The sequence below is a fragment of the Neobacillus sp. NPDC093182 genome (genome assembly GCF_044754045.1).
In genome coordinates this window covers 158,110-178,427 of the sequence record NZ_JBIVOI010000014.1, presented here as the reverse complement: position 1 = coordinate 178,427, position 20,318 = coordinate 158,110, and the positions used below count along the sequence as shown (strand labels likewise).

Annotated in this window: 20 protein-coding genes; 6 read left to right on the top strand and 14 right to left on the bottom strand. The window is 40.5% G+C overall.

Translation table 11 applies throughout. The features are described from left to right. Nucleotides 1-19: 19 nt before the first annotated feature. From ACIQAA_RS23565 to ACIQAA_RS23515, 11 genes are all read right to left on the bottom strand, one after another. Entirely contained in the window at nt 20-1,468 is a 1,449-nt protein-coding gene (locus tag ACIQAA_RS23565) for an FAD-linked oxidase C-terminal domain-containing protein (RefSeq protein WP_402624417.1), read from the bottom strand. Further along, nucleotides 1,449-2,801: a (Fe-S)-binding protein gene (locus ACIQAA_RS23560; protein ID WP_402624415.1), complete on the bottom strand. Its 1,353-nt coding sequence runs from the start codon at nt 2,799-2,801 to the stop codon at nt 1,449-1,451. Before ACIQAA_RS23560 ends, ACIQAA_RS23565 begins: the two co-directional genes overlap by 20 nt. A gap of 1 nt (nt 2,802) precedes the next feature. Next, a complete protein-coding gene (locus ACIQAA_RS23555; protein ID WP_402624412.1) occupies nt 2,803-4,119 on the bottom strand; it encodes an FAD-binding oxidoreductase in 1,317 nt (438 codons plus the stop codon). Nucleotides 4,120-4,284: 165 nt separating this feature from the next. Beyond that, on the bottom strand, nt 4,285-5,067 hold the full coding sequence (locus tag ACIQAA_RS23550) for an NAD-dependent protein deacylase (protein WP_402624409.1): 783 nt from the start codon (nt 5,065-5,067) through the stop codon (nt 4,285-4,287). A 526-nt stretch (nt 5,068-5,593) separates the two neighbouring features. Beyond that, entirely contained in the window at nt 5,594-6,787 is a 1,194-nt protein-coding gene (locus tag ACIQAA_RS23545) for a MalY/PatB family protein (RefSeq protein ID WP_402624406.1), read from the bottom strand. A gap of 130 nt (nt 6,788-6,917) precedes the next feature. Beyond that, complete coding sequence (locus tag ACIQAA_RS23540; RefSeq protein ID WP_402624403.1) at nt 6,918-7,982, bottom strand: sulfate/molybdate ABC transporter ATP-binding protein; 1,065 nt, start codon at nt 7,980-7,982, stop codon at nt 6,918-6,920. A 36-nt stretch (nt 7,983-8,018) separates the two neighbouring features. Beyond that, entirely contained in the window at nt 8,019-8,837 is an 819-nt protein-coding gene (cysW, locus tag ACIQAA_RS23535; RefSeq protein ID WP_402624498.1) for a sulfate ABC transporter permease subunit CysW, read from the bottom strand. Nucleotides 8,838-8,882: 45 nt separating this feature from the next. Further along, nucleotides 8,883-9,719 carry a sulfate ABC transporter permease subunit CysT gene (gene cysT / locus ACIQAA_RS23530; protein ID WP_402624400.1) on the bottom strand — a complete coding sequence of 279 codons (837 nt, stop codon included), beginning with the start codon at nt 9,717-9,719 and terminating at the stop codon, nt 8,883-8,885. Between the two features lie 19 nt (nt 9,720-9,738). Next, a complete protein-coding gene (locus tag ACIQAA_RS23525; RefSeq protein WP_402624398.1) occupies nt 9,739-10,782 on the bottom strand; it encodes a sulfate ABC transporter substrate-binding protein in 1,044 nt (347 codons plus the stop codon). 138 nt (nt 10,783-10,920) lie between these two features. Next, entirely contained in the window at nt 10,921-11,115 is a 195-nt protein-coding gene (locus tag ACIQAA_RS23520) for a YezD family protein (RefSeq protein WP_402624396.1), read from the bottom strand. Then, nucleotides 11,066-11,548 (bottom strand): RrF2 family transcriptional regulator, encoded by a 483-nt coding sequence (locus ACIQAA_RS23515; RefSeq protein WP_402624393.1) that lies wholly within the window; start codon nt 11,546-11,548, stop codon nt 11,066-11,068. Before ACIQAA_RS23515 ends, ACIQAA_RS23520 begins: the two co-directional genes overlap by 50 nt. 369 nt (nt 11,549-11,917) lie before the next feature. Between ACIQAA_RS23515 and ACIQAA_RS23510 the strand changes: the two genes are divergently transcribed. The 3 genes from ACIQAA_RS23510 (at nt 11,918) to ACIQAA_RS23500 (ending at nt 15,196) form a co-directional block, all read left to right on the top strand. Beyond that, nucleotides 11,918-13,588: a ribonuclease J gene (locus ACIQAA_RS23510; RefSeq protein ID WP_402624390.1), complete on the top strand. Its 1,671-nt coding sequence runs from the start codon at nt 11,918-11,920 to the stop codon at nt 13,586-13,588. Between the two features lie 199 nt (nt 13,589-13,787). Then, the gene (locus ACIQAA_RS23505; RefSeq protein WP_402624388.1) at nt 13,788-14,915 is read left to right on the top strand and encodes a CAP-associated domain-containing protein; all 1,128 of its coding nucleotides are present in this window, start codon (nt 13,788-13,790) and stop codon (nt 14,913-14,915) included. Nucleotides 14,916-15,001: 86 nt separating this feature from the next. Next, nucleotides 15,002-15,196: an alpha/beta-type small acid-soluble spore protein gene (locus ACIQAA_RS23500; RefSeq protein WP_063251859.1), complete on the top strand. Its 195-nt coding sequence runs from the start codon at nt 15,002-15,004 to the stop codon at nt 15,194-15,196. Between the two features lie 50 nt (nt 15,197-15,246). Here ACIQAA_RS23500 and ACIQAA_RS23495 read toward each other — a convergent pair whose 3' ends face one another. Next, nucleotides 15,247-16,089: a dimethylarginine dimethylaminohydrolase family protein gene (locus ACIQAA_RS23495; protein WP_402624385.1), complete on the bottom strand. Its 843-nt coding sequence runs from the start codon at nt 16,087-16,089 to the stop codon at nt 15,247-15,249. Between the two features lie 108 nt (nt 16,090-16,197). Here ACIQAA_RS23495 and ACIQAA_RS23490 point away from each other — a divergent pair, with 108 nt between their 5' ends. After that, complete coding sequence (locus tag ACIQAA_RS23490) at nt 16,198-16,566, top strand: SET domain-containing protein (RefSeq protein ID WP_402624382.1); 369 nt, start codon at nt 16,198-16,200, stop codon at nt 16,564-16,566. A gap of 73 nt (nt 16,567-16,639) precedes the next feature. Here the strand turns inward: ACIQAA_RS23490 and ACIQAA_RS23485 are convergent, their stop codons facing one another. Together ACIQAA_RS23485 and desA are read right to left on the bottom strand one after the other, a co-directional pair. Next, nucleotides 16,640-17,149, bottom strand: coding sequence for a response regulator (locus tag ACIQAA_RS23485; protein WP_402624379.1), 510 nt, complete (start codon nt 17,147-17,149; stop codon nt 16,640-16,642). A 78-nt stretch (nt 17,150-17,227) separates the two neighbouring features. Next, the gene (gene desA, locus ACIQAA_RS23480) at nt 17,228-18,262 is read right to left on the bottom strand and encodes a Delta(5) desaturase DesA (protein WP_402624377.1); all 1,035 of its coding nucleotides are present in this window, start codon (nt 18,260-18,262) and stop codon (nt 17,228-17,230) included. Between the two features lie 224 nt (nt 18,263-18,486). Between desA and ACIQAA_RS23475 the strand changes: the two genes are divergently transcribed. Together ACIQAA_RS23475 and ACIQAA_RS23470 are read left to right on the top strand one after the other, a co-directional pair. Beyond that, nucleotides 18,487-18,882 (top strand): hypothetical protein, encoded by a 396-nt coding sequence (locus ACIQAA_RS23475; RefSeq protein ID WP_402624374.1) that lies wholly within the window; start codon nt 18,487-18,489, stop codon nt 18,880-18,882. 84 nt (nt 18,883-18,966) lie between these two features. Beyond that, nucleotides 18,967-20,292: an NAD(P)/FAD-dependent oxidoreductase gene (locus ACIQAA_RS23470; RefSeq protein ID WP_402624372.1), complete on the top strand. Its 1,326-nt coding sequence runs from the start codon at nt 18,967-18,969 to the stop codon at nt 20,290-20,292. Nucleotides 20,293-20,318: the final 26 nt, after the last annotated feature.

The following is a 20,318-nucleotide window of genomic DNA, read 5'->3' as shown; positions in this document are numbered from 1 at the left end:
AACATTCCTCCTAGCATTTCTACTTCGCTTTGATTTCTTTCTTTATTTCCACGCAGCGCCCTGGTGTCGGGAAGAGTTTCCCAGCATTTAAGAGATTATGTGGATTAAATACTTCACGAATATTGGTTTGTGCGAGTATTTCTTCCTCTTTAAAAACAAAACGCATTTCCTCCCGCTTTTCGATTCCTACCCCATGCTCACCCGTTATCGTTCCGCCAACATCTGCACAAGCCTTCAAACAAAGACTTCCAGCTTCTAATGCTTTTTCGATTTCACCCGGTTTACGGGCATCAAATAGAACAAGTGGATGGAGATTTCCATCACCTGCATGAAAAATATTGGCTATCCGCAAACCAGATTCTTCACTAATCTGCGCAATTTTCTTCAGGACCTCAGGAAGCTTGCTTCTCGGAATAACCCCGTCCTGTACTAAATAATCAGGTGAAATAGCACCCATCGCTCCAAATCCTGTTTTACGATTAGCCCACCACCTGCCTCTTTCTGTCTCATCCTTGGCTGCACGGACCTCTCGAACATTACTTTTTTTACAAACCTCCAAAATCTGGTTGATTTGTTCCTCTATGCCTGCGGCAATACCATCAACTTCTATTAGTAAAACTGCCTCAATATCCTTTGGATGACCAACAGGAAATGCAGCCGCCTCCACCGCTTCAATCGCAGTTTTGTCCATCATTTCCAGTGCTGCAGGAACAATGCCTGCAGAGATAATATCTGAAACCGCCTGACTTCCATCTTCTACCTTGTCAAAGTAAGCGAGGACTGTCTGTTTTCCTTCTGGATTTTTTAAAATGCGGACGGTTATTTTCGTGACTATTCCTAACGTTCCTTCAGAACCAGTCAAGAGTCCGAGTAAGTCGTACCCGGGTTCATCCAAAACTCCATTCCTGCCAATCTCAATGATCTCACCATTGGGAAGCACGACTTCTAGACCAAGAATATGATTCGTGGTGACTCCGTATTTCAAACAATGTGCACCGCCTGCATTTTCCGCTACATTCCCGCCAATCGTACAGCAATATTGGCTCGAAGGATCAGGTGCATAGTAATAACCTCTATCAGAAATGGAGTTTGTTAGTTTAAGATTGACGAAGCCTGGCTCTACCACCGCTCTCCGATTTTCAAGGTCAACACTGATTAGTTTTTTCATGCGGACCATACTTATGATGACTTCACCATTCACAGGAATGGCCCCGCCGCTCAAACCTGTTCCAGCACCGCGTGCCAGAAATGGGAGACCATGATCAGAGCAATATTTTACTAGTTTGGATACTTCCTCGGTATTTTTTGGAAAGACAACTGCCTTTGGCAGATGCTTATGAATCGTAAATCCATCGCAATCATATGCGAGCAGGTCTGCTTTTTTATATAAAATGGAACGTGGTCCGCCTACGATTGCTACGAGATTGATAATATGCTTGTCAGTTGTATCAATCTTTATGACGGACATGATGGTCATCCCCTTCTTCTTTTTGATAGGCCCAGTCAAGAAGCTGAACGGTGTGAACAATCTTCTGGCTTCTGCCGTATTTTTGCACACCTAATGCCATTTGCATCATGCAGCCCGGATTTCCCATCGAAATCATTTCAACATCCTCTGGCACGTTTTCCATTTTACTTTTAAGAACGGCATCCGCCATTTCAGGATTGGTAATATTATAGATTCCCGCGCTCCCACAGCACCGGTCTGCGTTAGGCATGTGCACCATTTCTACTCCCGGAATATCCAGCAGTATGTCACGAGGTTCCTGCCTCACACCCTGCCCATGTGCTAGGTGACAGGCATCATGATAGGTGATTCGAGTATGAATGGCTGCTTTTGGTTTTTCATAGCCGGTGTCGTGCAAGTATTTGGAGATATCCACTACCTTTTTCTCGAATTCTTCTGCTCGTTTTTTCCATTCTGGTTCATCACGGAATAATTCTGTGTATTCCTTCATCATGCAACCGCACCCAGCAGCATTGACGATGACCTTTTCTGCATTTTCAAAAGCTTCAATATTCTGCTTTGCAAGCTTCCTGCCCATTTCGCGGTCACCGGCATGAACATGCAGTGCCCCGCAGCAGGTTTGATTTGTCGGGATACTCACGTCATTTCCATTCCTTGTGAGAACATTGATGGTGGATTGATTGATATCACTAAAAAATACATCCATCACACAGCCGGTCAATAGAGCAACTTCATGCTTGCTTTCATCTTTGGCTTTTATCAGAGTTTTGCGGACAGCCACTTTGACTTCCGGCATAATCGATTCTAGTTCGATTAAATGCTGTGGCATGATATTGATTAACTTTGTTTTCCGGACCGCCTTTTGCAATCCGCTCCGCTGGTAAAACCGTAACAAACCGGCGAGAGAACGTAAGCGATTATGATGCGGGAACACACCATGAAGAAAGAATTTGTTAACCGCTCCCTTCCAGCCTCTGAGCGGCACCGCTTGCCGGATCTGTCCTCTTGCTTCCTCAATCAGCCCGCCAACGTCCACATCAACAGGGCAGGCAGTCGTACAGGCACGACAATCGAGACAGGAAAAAACGGGATTCGCAAAATGTTCATCCACACTCAGCTTACCTTCTGCTACTGCTTTTATGAGATAAACACGCCCTCGGGGTGAGTGCTGCTCTTCTCCGGTTTGTTCATATGTAGGACAAGATTCCAAGCACATCCCACAATGTACACAATCCGCCCACTTTTTTTCCTGCGGCGGATCTCGCCATAGATAATTTCCTAGAGGGGATGAACAAGGCGTTTCTTGGTTTAAATCACTTTCCTTCACACTCACGTTAAATCCCCCCGACATAACGATTCTTGTTCAAGATTATGTTGGTATCGATTTTTTGTTTGATTCCCTCAAAAAGAAAGTGCGTCACCGTTTTTCCTCCCCAGACATTGATTTTTTTACGGAGGGAAAATGGAAGGTGCTTTACAATAGCATATCCTCCATGCTTCACTGCACTTTTTCTTATGTGTTGAATCGCAGATAATATATCCTCGTTTGCACCACGAATGGTCAGGTGACATATGCCCGACCCTAAACCGCCATGTGCTTCGATGGAAACATGGCAAGCATCAGCGATTAGCTCTGCCTCTTGTAAAATCTTGATAGAATCCAAGTTGACAACGCCAATTTTTAGGACTGCCTCTGTTGTAGTTACGTTTGTTAAGCCGTTAGGCTGGTGGTGGTAAAAATTATCCCAGAAGGATGTTGCTTCATTTTGTGATAGGGATCTTAGGGTGGTTTTATCAGGGACCATATTTCTGATAACAATTTCTTGATACTCTACTGAACTCTTTACATCTTCAAACGAAATCAGCAATGTGTATTGATTCATGTTTGTCAATTTCCCAGCTAAGGAGGGGTTAAGTAACTCGAGGCTGATGGGTTCAATCATAGAATCAAGCACCGTTGCAGCAAATGCTCGAATCTCTTCAACATTTCTTTCAGAGAAGGATACAAAAAGAATAGATTCATATTTAGCTATCGGGCGCAGCTTTACGGTCACTTGTGATACTACACCGAGGGTGCCCATTGCTCCAATAAATAACTTATTCATATCATATCCAGCAACATTTTTTACTACTTTTCCACCTGAACGAATCAGAGTTCCGTCAGGGTACACCATCCGGAGGCCAATCACATTGTCTCTGGCAGACCCATATCCCAGCCTTTTCGGGCCGCTATCGTTAGCTGAGACGATTCCTCCAATCGTCGCATGTTTTGGACTGAAAGGATCAAGTGGAATTTTTTGCTTGTATGGTGCTAAATAGTTTTGAATTTCTTGGAAGGAGGTGCCGGCCTTTACCGTCAATGTCATATCGCCAGGATTATGCTCAACGATTCCAGTATATTGAGCTAACGATAAGAGAATGTCTGCTTTTTCAAGCATCCCGCCATATCCTCTTTTTGTCCCCCCTCCCATGATGAAAACAGAGTGGTCATTGGTATTGGCATACTCTAAAACTGCTGAAATTTCTTGTTCTGTTTTTGGAAAAAACGTTACTCTGCCTGTATTCCCAAGTGGATGTTGCTGGACTTCGTCACTTATCTGTATGTCTTTAAAATACGCTTTTAATTCAGTTAGACTTTCGTCCCTAATCAATCACTTCACCTCCATTTGTTGCGTAATAACAAACAGTGTTTCTGCTTATTGTAAAAAAACCTACCCTTTAATTTTATTTTCCCTTCTATTAATTGTCAATCTATTTAGAAAATTTAAAAAGTATCATAAAGAATCAAAATTGTTTTTATATGAAAAAATCCACCTCTAGGAAATAGGTGGATTCATATGATTATTGATTATAGCTAATGTTTCTCCGATGGAGTCATGGATTACATATGAATCCTTGCTCTTGTCAAATGGGGTATCGCCTTTATTCACAATAATCATAGGGGTGCCTTCTCTTCTATATTGTGGGAACGTCGAGAATGGGGTTACCTTTAAACTTGTTCCCAATACTAATAGGCAGTCCGCTAGATGGATGATGTTAATAATTTCGTTGAAGCCCTCCATCGTAAACCATTCACCGGTATCTCCAAATAAGACGACATCGGGTTTGATATACCTGTTCTTTTTGGCAGGCGTACTACAGTGGTCACAAACATAAAATTCTTCCATCGTGTTTAGTCTGTTGATCATTTCTTCGGTGCTATAGGTTTTTCGGCAGTTTTGACAGGAAGCGGTTTTCATCGTCCCATGAAATTCAATTACCTGTTCAGAACCTGCTTTTTGATGGAGGCCATCAATATTTTGCGTGATAATATGGCTAACCTTCCCATCGTTTTCCCATTGAGCCAGGATTTCGTGTCCTTGATTCGGGCGCGCTTCTGGGTGGTAAAGATTTTCAAAAGCAAATTGATAAAACCCCGCTGGGTCATGATAAAAATTATCGAGTGAGAGAATATATTCCGGGGCCATCTGATAAATCCCTGTTTGTGAACGAAAATCTTTGATGCCTGATTCGGTACTTATGCCTGCACCCGTTAGGACGACGATGTTCTTCGCGCTCTGTATCAGGTTCGTGCAGGTTTGAAGCATACTGCTCTCCATATCACCACTCCTATGAAACTTAGTGCTTTTTTAGGGATATCAACTTGTGTAATGCGTGATATCACCTTGCTAGCATTTTGCTATATGCCAGTGTTTTTGGCTATGCGACAGTGTTTCTGGTTATGCGCCAGTATTTTCTGCCATCCGCCAGTATTTCTTGCCATCCGCCAGTATTTCTTGCCATCCGCCAGTGTTTTCTGCCATCCGCCAGTGTTCTCCGTTATCCGCAAGTTTTTTCGGCTATCCGCAACTAATTCCTGCTATCCGCAACTAATTTCAGCCTTCCGCAACTAATTCCTGCTATCTGCAACTAATTTCAGCCTTCCGCAACTAATTCCTGCCTTCCGCAACTAAATCCTGCCTTCCGCAACTAATTCCTGCCTTCCGCAACTAATTTCAGCCTTCCGCAACTAATTCCTGCTATCCGCAACTAATTTCAGCCATCCGCAACTAATTCCAGCCTTCCGCAACTAAATCCTGCCTTCCGCAACTAATTCCAGCCATCCGCAACTAAATCACCAAATACCTATTTTAAGTCGGCAAACTCCCTTGCGATTCTCTCAAAGGCTTCTTTTATCATCGGTCTTGGTGATGGAATACAGATTCTTTGATAGTGTAAGCCTTCTTCTCCGAACATTTTTCCATCTTCCAATAGGACATTGGCTTTGTTGTAGATTCGATCATGAACTTCATCTGGGGATATGCCGTAGACGCTAAAGTCCATCCACATAATGTAGGTTCCCTCTGCTATTCTTACCTTCACTTTTGGCATGTTCTCCGCTAAAAATCCTACCGCCCATTCCATGGTTCCGTCGATGTATTCTTTCAGCTGTTCTAACCAATCCTCTCCCTCATGGTAAACGGCCATAAGGGCTGAGACGGTAAAGGGTGATGGCAGATGCATGCCCATGACGCCATAGAAAGTATTCTTGAGCTCAGGATTCGTGATAATGACATTGGTACAATGAAGTCCTGCTACATTGAAGGTCTTGTTAATCGCAGTAAATGTGATAATCTTGTCAGCATGCTCAGGTGCTGCTTTGGCAATCGGAATAAAGGTTTGATTACGTCGGACGATATCGCCATGAATTTCATCCGCAATAATCAGCACATCATTTTTTGTACAAATATCTGCTAATTTTCTTAGCTCATCGTTACTAAACACTCTTCCAGTTGGATTATGAGGATTACATAAAATAAACATTTTCGTGTTTTCATCTTTGGCCTTCGCTTCAAAATCTTCAAAATCAATCGAATAATAGCCTTCCTCATCACTCTTGAGCGGATTATTTACTACCGTTCGGCCATTTCCCTCGATTGAAGATGTAAAAGGAGGATAAACCGGCCGTTGAATAATAACTCCATCACCTGGTTTTGTAAGTGCCCTTACCGCAACATTCAAGGCGTGGACTGTACCTGGACTGTAGACGATTTCTTCCTTCTTGAACTCCCAATCATGTCTCTTTTTAAACCAATGCTGTACCGCCTCGAAATACTCATCAGGAAATACAGAATATCCGAAAATTCGATGATCAACGGTCTTATGTAAGGCGTCAATTAACGGTTGGGGAACTGGTAAATCCATGTCAGCTGTAAATAACGGGATGGTATCTTCATCATATCTTTCTGTTAGACCCATATTTTTTATGAGTTGGCCTCCGTCCCACTTTACAGAATAAGTACCCCTCCGATTAACGATCTCATCAAAATTATATTTCATCTTATCCGCCCTTCCGATAGTTATTTTGCAAAGCTTCCTTATTTCTAATGTATGCTTAATATATGTATATTTCAATCATAACGATTCACCAATAAAAATAAGTGCCAGGATTTCCTGGCACCTTTTCCTTCTATATTAATTTGCTTTTTAAAGTGTTTCTAATACCAATTTTTGCTTCATGTGTTATTTTATTTTCTGAACTAGAATCAAATACGACAATATTTTTAAATTCTGCAAAAAGAATATCCCCTTTTTTTACAGGACCCAAATTGTGATACTGATCAATACTCATCTCTGCTTCAAAAAGAGCACCCGTATCCTGCCGTCTTAATTCAATCCGTACAGTAGAACCGATAATATGAATATGTGAAACCTCGGACAAAATGCTGTTTCCTTGGGAAAATTTACGCAGCACAATTTCGTGGGGCCGAATATAACTGATTGCCCCCGATGCATCAGCATCCTGAAACTCGTTGACTCTTCCTAAGAAACTATAAACAAAAGCGTTTGCTGGTTTTTGATACACTTCCTCCGGGGAGCCAATTTGTTCGATTTTTCCTTGATTCATGACGACTACGGTATCAGCCATTTCTAATGCCTCTTCTTGGTCATGGGTGACAAAAATGGTGGTAATGTTTAGCTTTTGATGAATTTCCCTTAACCAGTGGCGCAGTTCCTGACGAACCTTTGCATCGAGTGCTCCAAATGGTTCGTCAAGCAGCAGGACTTCCGGTTCTACAGCAAGCGCCCTTGCCAATGCAATCCGCTGCCTTTGTCCCCCTGAAAGCTGCGAGGGGTAGCGATTGGCGAGATGCTCTAATTGAACGAGCTTCAACAATTCATTTACCTTTTCAGCAACTTCATTTTTAGAGGGACGAGTTTTTCTTGGTCTTACCTTCAATCCAAAAGCGATATTATCAAATATCGTCATATGCTTAAATAACGCATAATTTTGAAAAACAAATCCTACATTCCGTTCCTTAATGGTTTTATAGGTGTAGTCCCTATCATTGAAAAAAATTTCTCCAGTATCTAACCCCTCTAAACCGGCGATGAGCCTAAGCAGAGTGGTTTTACCGGAACCCGATGGTCCTAATAAAGCAACAAAATCTCCTGTTGGAATTTCAAGATCGACATTTTTGACCGCGGGAAATGTTCCAAACGCCTTTGATACGTCCTTGATTGTAATCCCCATATCTACATCCTCCATTTTAATGACACGTGAACTCTTTTAGTGTTTTTTCGTTTTCCACTCTACGATGCTTTTTAAAATTAACGTCAGTATGGCTAGAAGCGCGAGTAAGGAAGCTGCCGCAAAAGCCGCCGTGAAATTGTATTCGTTATACAAAATTTCAACATGAAGCGGAATCGTATTGGTTAAACCTCTAATATGGCCGGAAACAACGGATACCGCTCCAAATTCACCCATGGCTCGAGCGTTACAAAGAATAATCCCGTAAAGAAGACCCCACTTAATATTGGGCAATGTTACTCTAAAGAACATTTGCCAGCCGCTTGCACCAAGTGTGATGGCTGCTTGTTCTTCCTCTGTTCCTTGTTCTTGCATGATTGGGATAAGTTCTCTGACCACAAATGGAAAAGTAACAAATATAGTCGCTAAAATGATTCCTGGAACTGCAAAGATAATTTTGATATCATTTGCCTCTAAAAACGGACCCAATACTCCCTGTGAACCAAACAATAGAACAAAAACAAGGCCTGCAATGACCGGTGAAACCGCAAACGGGATGTCAATTAACGTAATTAAAATATTTTTACCTTTAAAATTAAACTTTGTTATCGCCCAAGCAGCGAGCACGCCGAAAATCGTGTTAACGGGTATCGTTATCGCAGCTGTAAGTAACGTTAATTTAATCGCTGATAAGGCGTCATGTTCTGTCAATGATGCGAAGTACAGCTCAATTCCCTTATTTAGTCCCTCAGAGAAAACAGCGATTAAAGGCACGAGAATGAAGATTCCTAGAAATCCCAAGGCAATCGTGATTAACGCCCATTTTTTTAGGAGACCTGGCTCGGAATTGGCTTTTATATTTTTTTCTCGAAGCTCTTGAACAATCATATTCCCCTATCTCCTCTAGTTCATTTGATATTTTTTCGTTGTTCTCCACTGCCAAAAATTGATTAAGAACAATAGAACGAATGAAAATACAAGCATGACCACGGCGATCGCGGCAGCACCGGCATAATTGAATTGCTCTAATTTCGTTATGATTAGCAAAGGGACAATTTCCGTTTTCATCGGCATGTTGCCGGATATGAATACAACAGAGCCATATTCCCCCAAAGCCCTTGCAAAGGCAAGGGAGAATCCTGTTAGGATAGCGGGGAAAATCGCCGGTAAGATAATTTTCACGAAAATCTGAGTCGAACTGGCACCAAGTGTAGAGGCTGCCTCCTCATACTGACGATCTAAATCCTGCAGTACTGGCTGCACCGACCGTACGACAAAGGGAAGTCCGATAAAAGTTAAGGCAACCATAATACCGAGCGGCGTATAAGCTACCTTTATCCCCATGGCTTCAAAGTATTGCCCTATCCAGCCATTAGGAGCATAAATGGTGGTAAGTGCAATCCCTGCTACCGCCGTTGGAAGAGCAAACGGTAAATCTACCAGGGCATCAATGATTCGTTTCCCATAAAAATCGTACCTTACCAATACCCAGGCAATCAGTGTCCCGAATACCGCATTAATCAACGCTGCAATAAACGATGTATAAATCGTCAATTTATAGGAAGCGACCACTCTGTCATCCGTAACGGTCTCCCAAAATTCTGCCAGGCTGATCGTCGATGCTTTTAAAAATAGAAATGCAATTGGAATCAACACAACTAAGCTTAGATAAATGAGTGTGTATCCCATGGAAAGACCAAATCCCGGTAAAACTCGATGTCGCTTTCTCTTATTAGCCACTTAAAACTCTCCTTTATTCTTACGGTTTGTAGATCTCGTCAAAGACTCCGCCATCATCAAAATGGATTTTTTGGGCATTTTTCCAACCGCCAAAAACTTCGTCAATCGTAAATAAGTTTATTTCAGGGAATTGGGCTTCGTACTTTTTAGCTACTTCTTCTGAACGCGGACGATAATAATTTTTAGCTGCAATTTCTTGCCCTTCCTCTGTATACAGATAGTCTAAATAGGCTTTCGCAACTTCTACTGTTCCATGTTTCTTCGCTGTTTCGTCGACAACAGTAACGGGTGGCTCTGCTAAAATACTCACAGATGGAACGACAATTTCGAATTCATCCTTGCCTAACTCATTTAGGGCTAAAAATGCCTCGTTTTCCCACGCAATCAGTACATCACCAATACCTCTTTCAACAAAGGTGGTGGTAGAGCCGCGTGCTCCAGAATCTAAAACTGGAACATTTTTAAAGAGTTTGGTAACAAATTCTTTTGCTTTTGCTTCGTCTCCGTTATTTTGCTCTAGTGCATATCCCCAGGCAGCCAGGTAATTCCATCTCGCTCCGCCAGACGTTTTAGGATTTGGAGTAATCACGGATACGTCATTTTTCACGAGATCATCCCAGTCTTTAATGCCTTTTGGGTTGCCTTTTCTAACAAGAAACACAATCGTAGAAGTGTAAGGAGAACTGTTATGATCTAGTCGTTCCTGCCAATTCACTGGAAGCTTTCCTGCTTCTGCGATCACATCGATATCATAAGCCAATGCCAGGGTAACAATATCAGCCTCTAAACCGTCAATAACAGATCGTGACTGCTTACCGGAACCACCATGAGATTGATTGATGGTTACTTTTTGCCCTTTTTCTTTTTCCCAATAAGCAGCAAAGCTTTTGTTGAATTCCTCATAAAATTCTCTAGTTGGATCGTATGATACGTTTAATAGTTCCACTTCTTTTTTTGCAGCTGGAGCTTCTGTATTTTTCTCAGTTGTGGTGCTTTGGTTCGAGCATGCGGACACTAAAAGTAAAGTTAGCGAAAATAGTGTAATCCAAATCTTTTTCATCATGTTATTAACCCCTCTTTTATTTAGTAGGCTTTTTTTACAATAAAAAAAGCCCCATTAGTTTCATACGTGTACATAGCACATGTACAAGATACTAAAGGGCCTTCGGTGTGTCCGATCGGCAGCTATTCATAATGTTAATTACCTGCTTTTAGATTGATTTGATAATGGCGTTGTTTGTTTGCTTTTTAGCGGCAAACGGTGCTTTTCTAAGCGGTCAATTTGGGTGATTTGTGAATCGTGAACAGTGATTTGAACGGTGCCAAATTCCAATCCTTCTAATAAACTAGCTATTTTTTCCATCACCTGTTGATCCAGACGAGCTTTTGACGACAATGATATCCTCTCCTTCTAACTTCGTAATTCGGTTTAAAAGTAAATCCTCCAATGTGGTTCGTTCTAAAACAAACGCAATGGTATCACGCACCATCGACCACAACGGTTTTAATTGACATCCCCCCTCTAATGGACATGGCTCATATTTCGTAATAGATGCACAGCTCATTGGTGACAGAGGACCTTCCAAATCTCGGATGACTTCCCCGATATTGATTTCTGCTGGTTCTCGTTGAAGCATATAACCACCCTTGGCACCGCGTTTGCTCGTAACATATCCGAGCTTTTTTAATTGAAGTAAGATTTGTTCCAAGTAATGAATGCTCACAAGGGTCTTTTCAGAAATTTCTTGAATGCCCAGTACATTTCCTTGATGGGTTCCCAGCTGAAGTAATGCTCTGAGTGCATATTCGCCTTTGCTCGAGACCTTCATTCCATCCCTCCTCCATTAATGTTGAGTATTTCAGTCAACATTCACTCCTAAAAATAATCCACTTGAGTATTGAAAAAATGGATGTAAGTTAGTTATAGATATATGCAAGGTTTAGTTAAAGGGCACTTGTCTATAGCGCCCTTTTCTGAGTCTTTCGTACTCAAATTTTTTAATTCCGATTAACTCTATAGGTTTAATATAAATCATATAATAATTGTTCTTTTTGCAAAAATCAATATATTTTTTTGAAAATAAAAAATTATCTTTTCATTTGATTTATGATAAGAACTTTATCTTCCTCTTCATAGTCATCTAATCTCCGGGAATACTAAACCCTATGTAAATGTAAATCGGGAGGTATGTTAAAAAATGAGTGAAAGATCATTGTCGATTTTTGCCTTAGGGGGCATTAATGAAATCGGTAAAAACATGTATGTAATTCAATATGAGGACGATATCCTTCTTATCGATTGCGGCGGGAAGTTTCCTGACGAGAGTTTGATGGGTATTGACCTGATTATCCCGGATATGACGTATTTAGAGGAAAATCAGGATAAGATCCGTGCAATGCTTGTCACACATGGACATGAAGATCATATCGGCGGTATTCCATTCTTTTTAAAAAAATTTAATGATGTTCCTATATATGCTACTCGTTTTACATTGGGGTTAATTGAATTAAAGTTAGAAGAGCATCGCCTTCTTCGCGATACAGAGCTTGTGACCATTCACTCTGAATCAACCCTTGAGTTCGGAAAAATTGGTGTTTCTTTCTTCAAGGTGAGTCATAGTATCCCTGACTGCTTAGGTATTGTGTTCCACACACCAGAAGGAAATGTCGTTCATACCGGTGACTTCAAATTTGATTTGACACCGTCAAATGACCAATATAGTGATATTCATAAGATGGCTGAGATTGGCCAAAAAGGTGTCATTGCCTTAATTTCGGAAAGTACCAATGCCGAACGCAAGGGATTATCTCCATCTGAACAAATGGTTGGTGACCATTTATTAGAGGCCTTTATGAAAGCAGATGGAAAAATTATTCTTTCCACTTTTGCCTCAAACGTAAACCGTGTTCAACAGGTGGTGGAGGCTGCAATTAAAACAAATCGTAAGCTTGCTCTCCTTGGACGCAGTATGGTTAACGTCGTGGATGTGGCACTTGAACGCGGATACTTAGATATGCCGGAAGGGATGCTCATCAGTGCAAATGAGATTGAACAATTCCCTCCTGATAAGGTTGCGATTCTTTGTACTGGAAGTCAGGGTGAGCCTAATGCAGCACTGGCACGGTTATCAACAGGAAATTATCGTGATGCCACCATTTATCCTGGGGACACCGTTGTTTTAGCAGCGTCGCCTATCCCAGGAAATGAAAAAGGTGTTTCTAAGATTATTGACAACTTATTTCAGCTTGGGGCTAAGGTCATTTATGGCTCTGGCAGCTCAACCGGTATGCACGTTTCCGGTCATGGCTACCAGGAAGACCTGAAACTCATGCTGACACTGATGAAGCCAACCTATTTTATCCCGATTCATGGTGAATATAGAATGCTCCATCATCATAGGCAGTTAGCTGAATCCGTTGGGGTTGAAAAAGGAAATACATTCATTATTAAAAATGGTGATGTCGTTGATATTGAAAATTCAGTTGCTCGTCAAACACGAAATATTCCAGCTGGAGATACGTATGTAGATGGCATTAGTGTTGGCGATGTTGGGGAAATTGTTTTACGAGACCGCAGACAGCTATCTGAAGACGGGATGCTTGTCATTGTGTTAACGATTAGCAAATCCGACCGAAAAATAATCCAAGGTCCTGACACGATTACCCGTGGTTTTGTATATGTAAAGGAATCCGAGGATTTGATAAGGGAAATTAACCGCCTTGTTAAGAAAGTGATTCTTGAATTAGAAGCGGATAATATTCGTCAGTGGAATGTGATGAAGCAAAATATTAAAAAATCGGTCGGGCAGTATTTGTTCAAGCATACGAAGAGAAAACCGATGATTCTCCCGATTATCCTCGAGATCTAAAGAGAATGTCAGGCACCCTGAGATGGTGCCTGACATTTTCGTTTTTTGGGGCAGCGCAGATATATTTCATTAAACGCAGATATTTTCTGTCTATCGCAGATATAATGAGAATAACGAAAATTTATCTTGATTTCAGAACTAATTTATTTTACAGTTAATCGAAATTGGCTATACTCCTAATAGAATTGGAGGAAAGATGATGTTTCGTTTACTACGATTAATTGCCTTATTATTTTTACTATATATTTCCTGGCCCTTTATCATAAAACAGCTGGATAATTCCGACATCCATGCTAATTTTGTCACGTCGTTAAAAGAAAACCTTGAGGTACCGGAAACGATTAGTGTTTTATACGATGATATCCAGCAGATGTTAAAACAGCTTGGCTTTCAACTAGATGAAATGCCGTTAACCCAAGAAAAATTGAATGAGGCGCCGCAGAAAAAGGTAGAGTTAACACCACCCACTCAACAAACGTTTTCCATTCACAATGTCGAGCTCGGGAATGCAAAGACTGACATTGAGCATAATTTAGGATTAGCAAAACGGACTTCGCTGAATGAATATGGGACAAATTGGCATGCGTATCATGACAATTACCATAATTTTTTTATGGTGATGTACGATAACAAAAGTCAAGCTGCCGGTTTATACACCAACCAGGATTTGTTGACTTCTACCAATGGAATTAAAATTGGCACTTCATCAAAAGAAAGTGTTCGCAGTATTCTCGGCGAACCGATAACGAAAGTGCAAAAGGGAATGGTCATATATCAGCTTCAAGAGGATAGTGACAGTGATTTATTTTTGCTCGATGACGCTTATGTGACGATTTTTTATGACAAGCATGAGAATAATACGGTAACAGCAATACAAATCGTCAGCAAAACGATGGAGGATAACAAAAAAGACTTTTACACGGAAGCATCGCCAACCTTAAAAGAGGGTTTCGAATATCAAATGTTTGATTTAACCAATGCAGCCCGAGTAAATCACCAGCTCCCTATCCTCACATGGGATGACCATGTTCGAGAAACAGCTCGTGAGCATAGTGCCGATATGGCAGCGAATGATTACTTCGACCATAAAAATCTTCAAGGACAGTCACCATTTGATCGAATGAAAGAGGATGCGGTTGCCTTCCATACCGCTGGAGAAAACCTGGCCTATGGTCAATTAAGCAGTATTTTTGCCCATGAAGGGTTGATGAATTCACTTGGACACCGTGAAAACATACTTCGTCAGGATTATGAGTACTTGGGAGTCGGTGTAGCCTTTAATGAGAAATCACAGCCTTATTATACACAGAACTATTATGCCAATTAGTGTCACGAATCTGGGATAACATTAAGGGTAAATTAAATACGAGCAATTCTACATTGCTCAAAAAACTTCGTCGGGAGTGATGTATCATGGCTAGAAACAAACTATTGGTTCCTGGTGCAGACAATGTTCTGAATCAAATGAAGGAAGAAATCGCCAACGAGTTTGGAGTTCAACTTGGTGCTGATACGACCGCACGAGCAAATGGCTCAGTCGGCGGCGAAATGACCAAACGTCTTGTCGCGTTGGCTGAACAAACATTACGAAATCAACAAGGTATATAACTTGTGATTTCACGAAAATGGGCTGTCCGAATTACTCGGACAGCCTTTTCTTAACTTCTTAAGATGGGCAGTGTACAGCAGCGAAAGGATCCACCGGATTTTATGATTTCTGAAATATCCACTTCAATTACCTCAAATCCACGGTTACGCAGGTTTTGATTCACATGTTTATTAATCGGTAAACTTAATATTTTCTTATTCCCTATACACAATACATTTGTTCCTAGTGTAAATTGTTCGTCCTCTGAAACCTCAATTAATTCATACCGAGACGAAAAAAGGGCGATATCTTCCTCGGTTAGGGCGGGCCGATAAATCAGGGCAGTATCAGGAGATATAACATTAAATACACAATCCAAATGGAGATATTTTTCCTTAAAAGGGATGGCCTTTACATCGTATTGGATTAGAAGGCCTTGCAAATGTTCTATGGCCTCCTGGTGCGTCCGGTTACTTAATCCAACGTAAATGGTCTCCCCATCAATAATTACATCTCCGCCTTCAATCCTGTCTTCTGCCAAATTGAAATAAGACATTTCTTCATCTTCGAGCCACTGTTTTAAAACACCTTCCTCACCGATACGAACATCGTGAGCCATTTTCGCAACAAATATGGTTTGTCCGAGGGTGAAGCCAATATCACGCGTAAACACCTGCTCTGGAAATTTTTTATGATAAGGTAATAAAACAACCTCTATTCCATTGGCCTCTAGGGTTTTAACAAACTCTCTATGTTGTTCCAGCGCACGTTTTATATGTATCCCTTCATCCTTAAATTCCTTTTGTGTTTCGTTGATGACTTCACGGATGGTCATGTATTGGGGCTGACAAAGGATTACACGTTTCAATGGGTCATACTCGTTTGCACAAAATGTTTTATGATTTATCGTCATGCTGCTCCTCCTAAATAATCTTCTTTTATAGGATTACTTAAACAAATTCTCCCATTCATTCATAGAGTAATAAAAAGTATTTCATTTAATGATGGTGGTGATGATTCAATGTTTGAAGTGAAGAAATCAAAGTATGGCAGAGGAATATTTGCAACCCGTGACATTAAAAAAGGTGAGCTCATTCATGAAGCACCCGTGATTATTTCCGCTAAAGATGAGTATAAATATTTGAAAAAAACCATCATGATTGAATATGTATTCTGGTGGGGTGAAGATTTAGATGAATGTGCATTAGCACTTGGATACGGTTCACTGTTTAATCACTCCTACACCCCTAATGCGTTATATAAGCTTAATTTAAAAAAACAAACTATTGATATTTACGCCTATCGTACTATCAAAAAAGGCGATGAAATTCTAATCAATTACAATGGAGATCCTGATGATAATGAACCCATGTGGTTTGATGTTTTCTAAAACTTATAGTCAAATGATAATCCATTATCTGCCTAAAAAAACATAAAAAAGCATCCAGTGAAGATTGGATGCTTTACCCTGTTGGTAATTTCATTTTATCCATAATGGAAGATAAATAATTTTTGACTAATCCTCTTTTGTTACTTTGAGAGGATTCCTTTGCCAGATGATTGATATTTTCTTCAGCAGAATCTTCGTCCATAAGTTCATCGGAATAAATTCGCTTTCCATCCATAATGCTTCGAATGGAAGAAGCTAATTCCTCACTGGGATTGTCCTTCAGTAAATATCCCCTTACGTCAGCCTTCATTGCACGCTGATAATATCCTGGTCTTGCAAAGGTGGTTAGAATAATCACTTTACAGTTGAAATGCTGTAATTCTTCTGCCGCCTCGAGGCCTGTCTTTTCAGGCATTTCGATGTCCATAATACAAACATCGGGCTTTAAATTTTGCACCAGAGTAAGTGCCTCTTCCCCATTGCCTGCCTGACCGACGACTTCAATATCCTCTTCCAAGTTCAACAGATTCCCCATGGCCTCTAACAGCAGCGCCTGATCCTCTGCGATTACAATTCGAATCATCTACAATCTCTCCTTATCAGGCAGCTGCTACTCATGCAGAGACTCCCCTGAAAGGAGAGTCAGCCAAGTTGGGTGATATTACAATTCTGGTTTTGCTTGAACAGAAATACGTTTTTTTGCTAAAGCTTTCACGTCTTTAAAAGCAACAAAGTTTTTAGCATTTTCATCCCATAAACGGAAACGAAGTGACTTTAAGCTTGTCGCCAGTGTAATGGTTGGAACGTTTTTTAATGGTTCTGTCTGATTATGAGCTTCTTCTAATTTATAATTCGGAACTCTTGGGCTTAAATGGTGAACATGGTGGAAACCAATATTACCTGTTAAGAATTGCAAAAGTTTAGGCAGCTTGTAAAAAGAACTTCCCTCTACCGCAGCTTTCACATATTCCCATTCCTTATCTTCTTCAAAGTAAGAATCTTCAAATGTATGCTGCACATAAAACAGCCAAATACCTGTTGAACCGGAAATCATGAAAATGGTACCTTGAATCAGTAGGAATGACTGCCAGCCAATTGTAACGCAAAACAAAGTAATTAAAGCAACAAGAATGACATTCGTTAAATAGGTGTTCATTCGCTCTTTTTTACGTGCATCTTTACGATTAAAACGATTTTTAAGCGCGAAAACATAAATTGGTCCTAAGCCAAACATCACGATAGGATTACGATAAAAACGGTAAGCAAATCGAAGTCTAAGTGGTGCTGCCAAATATTCATCGACTGTTAATGTCCAAATATCTCCTGTTCCACGCTTATCTAAATTACCACTTGTTGCATGATGAACAGAGTGTTCGTGACCCCATTGATCAAACGGAAACAAGGTTAATACTCCCATTGCGGTACCAACTGCACGATTCGCCTTTCTGTTTTTAAAAAACGAATGATGGGTACAATCGTGAAAAATGATAAAAATTCGAACTAAGAATCCCGCTGCAGCGATCATTGGAACCAATGCTAACCAATATGAAACAGATAAGCTTTGATAGGCAAGGAACCACAATATGATAAACGGTCCAACCGTGTTAATAATCTGCCATACACTTTCTTTTGTTGTTGACCCTTCAAAAGGAGCAACTTGTTTTCGTAAATTCTTGGTATTTTCTTGTACTGACATAATTTTAATTCCCTTCTGTTTGTGTCGTTAAATCAAGTATAGGGAAATAAAATCATTCGTGTAAGTACCAGGTGTCATATGCAGAGTATGACAAACGTCATATACAGCTTGTCTCTTACACGAAAACAGAAAGTTATGCTATAATAAAATAGTTGTGTTTTAACAAACTAAAGCGGTGATGTAAGTGATAATACTAGCCTGCCGCTTCAAAAGGGTGCTAATAAATGAAAAATGAAATTGATACGATTTATATTTTAGAAAATCCCGAAAAGAAAATAATTAAATTTGCAACTGGGTATCAGCTTAAATATGAAGACACTATAAAAGATGTATTTGGTGTCGCTTGCCTAAATGATTTAGAAATGATGATTCAATTTAACAAGCCTTTCCAAGATAGCATTTGTACCAGTAAGAACATAACTGTTAAGAGTCTTTCGTTAAATCAAGTGATCCGCATTGCTTCCAAAAAGGAACTCCTTCAATTAAGGGAGGAATTGTTAGAGCAGTTAGGCGAGCTGCCAATTCCACGACCTTTCGATTCAGTTATCCAGCTCCAAGAAGGAATTTTTCGCTGGGATGAACAAAATTCTTCATACATTTTAGATAAGCTTGGTGCCTAATTTATTGTTTTAAGGAAGTAACCCGCCTTAGAAGCGGGTTACTTTTTTCTATGAAAATTTTTACTTTGGCAGGTGTTTCATCTCATGTCCTCAACGGAAAAAGCAATTATTATTGGCGGAGGTATTTCGGGTAAATTGGCGGCACGTGTATTGTCGGATGTTTATAAAGAGGTAATCATCCTGGAACGTGACAGCGAACATGCAGGACCGATTGCACGAAAAGGTGCCTCGCAGGGTGAACATTTACACGCCCTCCTCCATGCTGGCGAGCACGGTCTCGAGGAGCTGTTCCCTGGTATTACGGAGAAATTTTATGATAGCGGGGCTGTAAAAATTAATTCAACCATTGATCTTGCATGGTTTCACCATGGAGCCTGGAAGGTTCGATACGATGGCGGGTACAGTACCACACTCCAAACGCGTCCGCATTTAGAATGGCATATAGAACAATACATAAAACGAATTCCAAATGTTATATTGCGTTACAATCAAGTGGTCGAGGATTTTTTATATAATAAAGCAGAAAATCGGATCACAGGTGTACAACTTAAAAATGGTTCATTAAAAGCAGATTTAGTCGTGGATGCCAGCGGTGTAAGCAGTCTTACATCAAAATGGTTACATAAACGAAGAACACCTATTCCTGAGGAAAAAGTTGAAATCAACTTAAGTTATATCAGTAAACAATTTCAGCTGGCTGAAAATCATGAAAGAGACTGGAGGATAAAGATGGTGTATCCTAACCCTCCTCAAGAAAAAATCGGGGGCACAATCTCGAGGGTAGAGGGAAATCGTCATATTGTCACCATTATGGGTTATCATAAAGCCGTTAATGAGAAAGAGGTTTTAAAAGATGAGAGCGGCTTTATTGAACTTTCCAAGAAATTGCCAAGACTTGATATCTATCAAGAAATAGAATATGCCACTCCCCTTACGAAAACAAGCTTCTATCGTATTCCACATATGGTTTGGAGAAGATTTGATAAGATGGAATTACCAAATGGACTTTTGCTCATCGGAGATACCATCTGCAGAATTGATCCTGTCTTTGGCCAAGGAATGAGTATAGCTATTTTAGAGGCTCTTTCTTTGCAAAAACTGTTACAAACAGGTGCACGACAAAAAGTTTCAGCTGCATTTCATAAAAAGGCTGCGAAAATCATTTCCCCGATATGGAATATGGTCATTACAGAAGATTTCCGATATTCCGCTACCACCGGAAAAAGACCATTCGGTCTTTCTATACAGCAATGGTACGCGAAAAATATCTTTCTTTTATCATCGCAAAATCAAGAAGTCTACGACGCGTTTGTCAAAGTCATGAACCTTGTACGTCCGATCACAACCTTGATGACGCCGAGTATCATCAAAAGTGTTTTGAGTCATGCATTTTCTAGAATCCATAAATAGTAGGTACGTAGGTAAAGGACAACCCT

Bases quoted from the DNA above. Each gene is read 5' to 3' on its own strand.
- ACIQAA_RS23565 (WP_402624417.1), bottom strand. From the start codon at position 1,468: ATGTCCGTCATAAAGATTGATACAACTGACAAGCATATTATCAATCTC.
- ACIQAA_RS23500 (WP_063251859.1), top strand. From the start codon at position 15,002: ATGGCTAGAAACAAACTATTGGTTCCTGGTGCAGACAATGTTCTGAAT.
- ACIQAA_RS23495 (WP_402624385.1), bottom strand. From the start codon at position 16,089: ATGACGATAAATCATAAAACATTTTGTGCAAACGAGTATGACCCATTG.
- ACIQAA_RS23510 (WP_402624390.1), top strand. From the start codon at position 11,918: ATGAGTGAAAGATCATTGTCGATTTTTGCCTTAGGGGGCATTAATGAA.
- ACIQAA_RS23550 (WP_402624409.1), bottom strand. From the start codon at position 5,067: ATGGAGAGCAGTATGCTTCAAACCTGCACGAACCTGATACAGAGCGCG.
- ACIQAA_RS23540 (WP_402624403.1), bottom strand. From the start codon at position 7,982: ATGGGGATTACAATCAAGGACGTATCAAAGGCGTTTGGAACATTTCCC.
- ACIQAA_RS23505 (WP_402624388.1), top strand. From the start codon at position 13,788: ATGTTTCGTTTACTACGATTAATTGCCTTATTATTTTTACTATATATT.
- ACIQAA_RS23485 (WP_402624379.1), bottom strand. From the start codon at position 17,149: ATGATTCGAATTGTAATCGCAGAGGATCAGGCGCTGCTGTTAGAGGCC.
- ACIQAA_RS23545 (WP_402624406.1), bottom strand. From the start codon at position 6,787: ATGAAATATAATTTTGATGAGATCGTTAATCGGAGGGGTACTTATTCT.
- ACIQAA_RS23490 (WP_402624382.1), top strand. From the start codon at position 16,198: ATGTTTGAAGTGAAGAAATCAAAGTATGGCAGAGGAATATTTGCAACC.
- ACIQAA_RS23475 (WP_402624374.1), top strand. From the start codon at position 18,487: ATGAAAAATGAAATTGATACGATTTATATTTTAGAAAATCCCGAAAAG.
- ACIQAA_RS23470 (WP_402624372.1), top strand. From the start codon at position 18,967: ATGTCCTCAACGGAAAAAGCAATTATTATTGGCGGAGGTATTTCGGGT.
- ACIQAA_RS23515 (WP_402624393.1), bottom strand. From the start codon at position 11,548: ATGAAGGTCTCGAGCAAAGGCGAATATGCACTCAGAGCATTACTTCAG.
- ACIQAA_RS23525 (WP_402624398.1), bottom strand. From the start codon at position 10,782: ATGATGAAAAAGATTTGGATTACACTATTTTCGCTAACTTTACTTTTA.
- desA (WP_402624377.1), bottom strand. From the start codon at position 18,262: ATGTCAGTACAAGAAAATACCAAGAATTTACGAAAACAAGTTGCTCCT.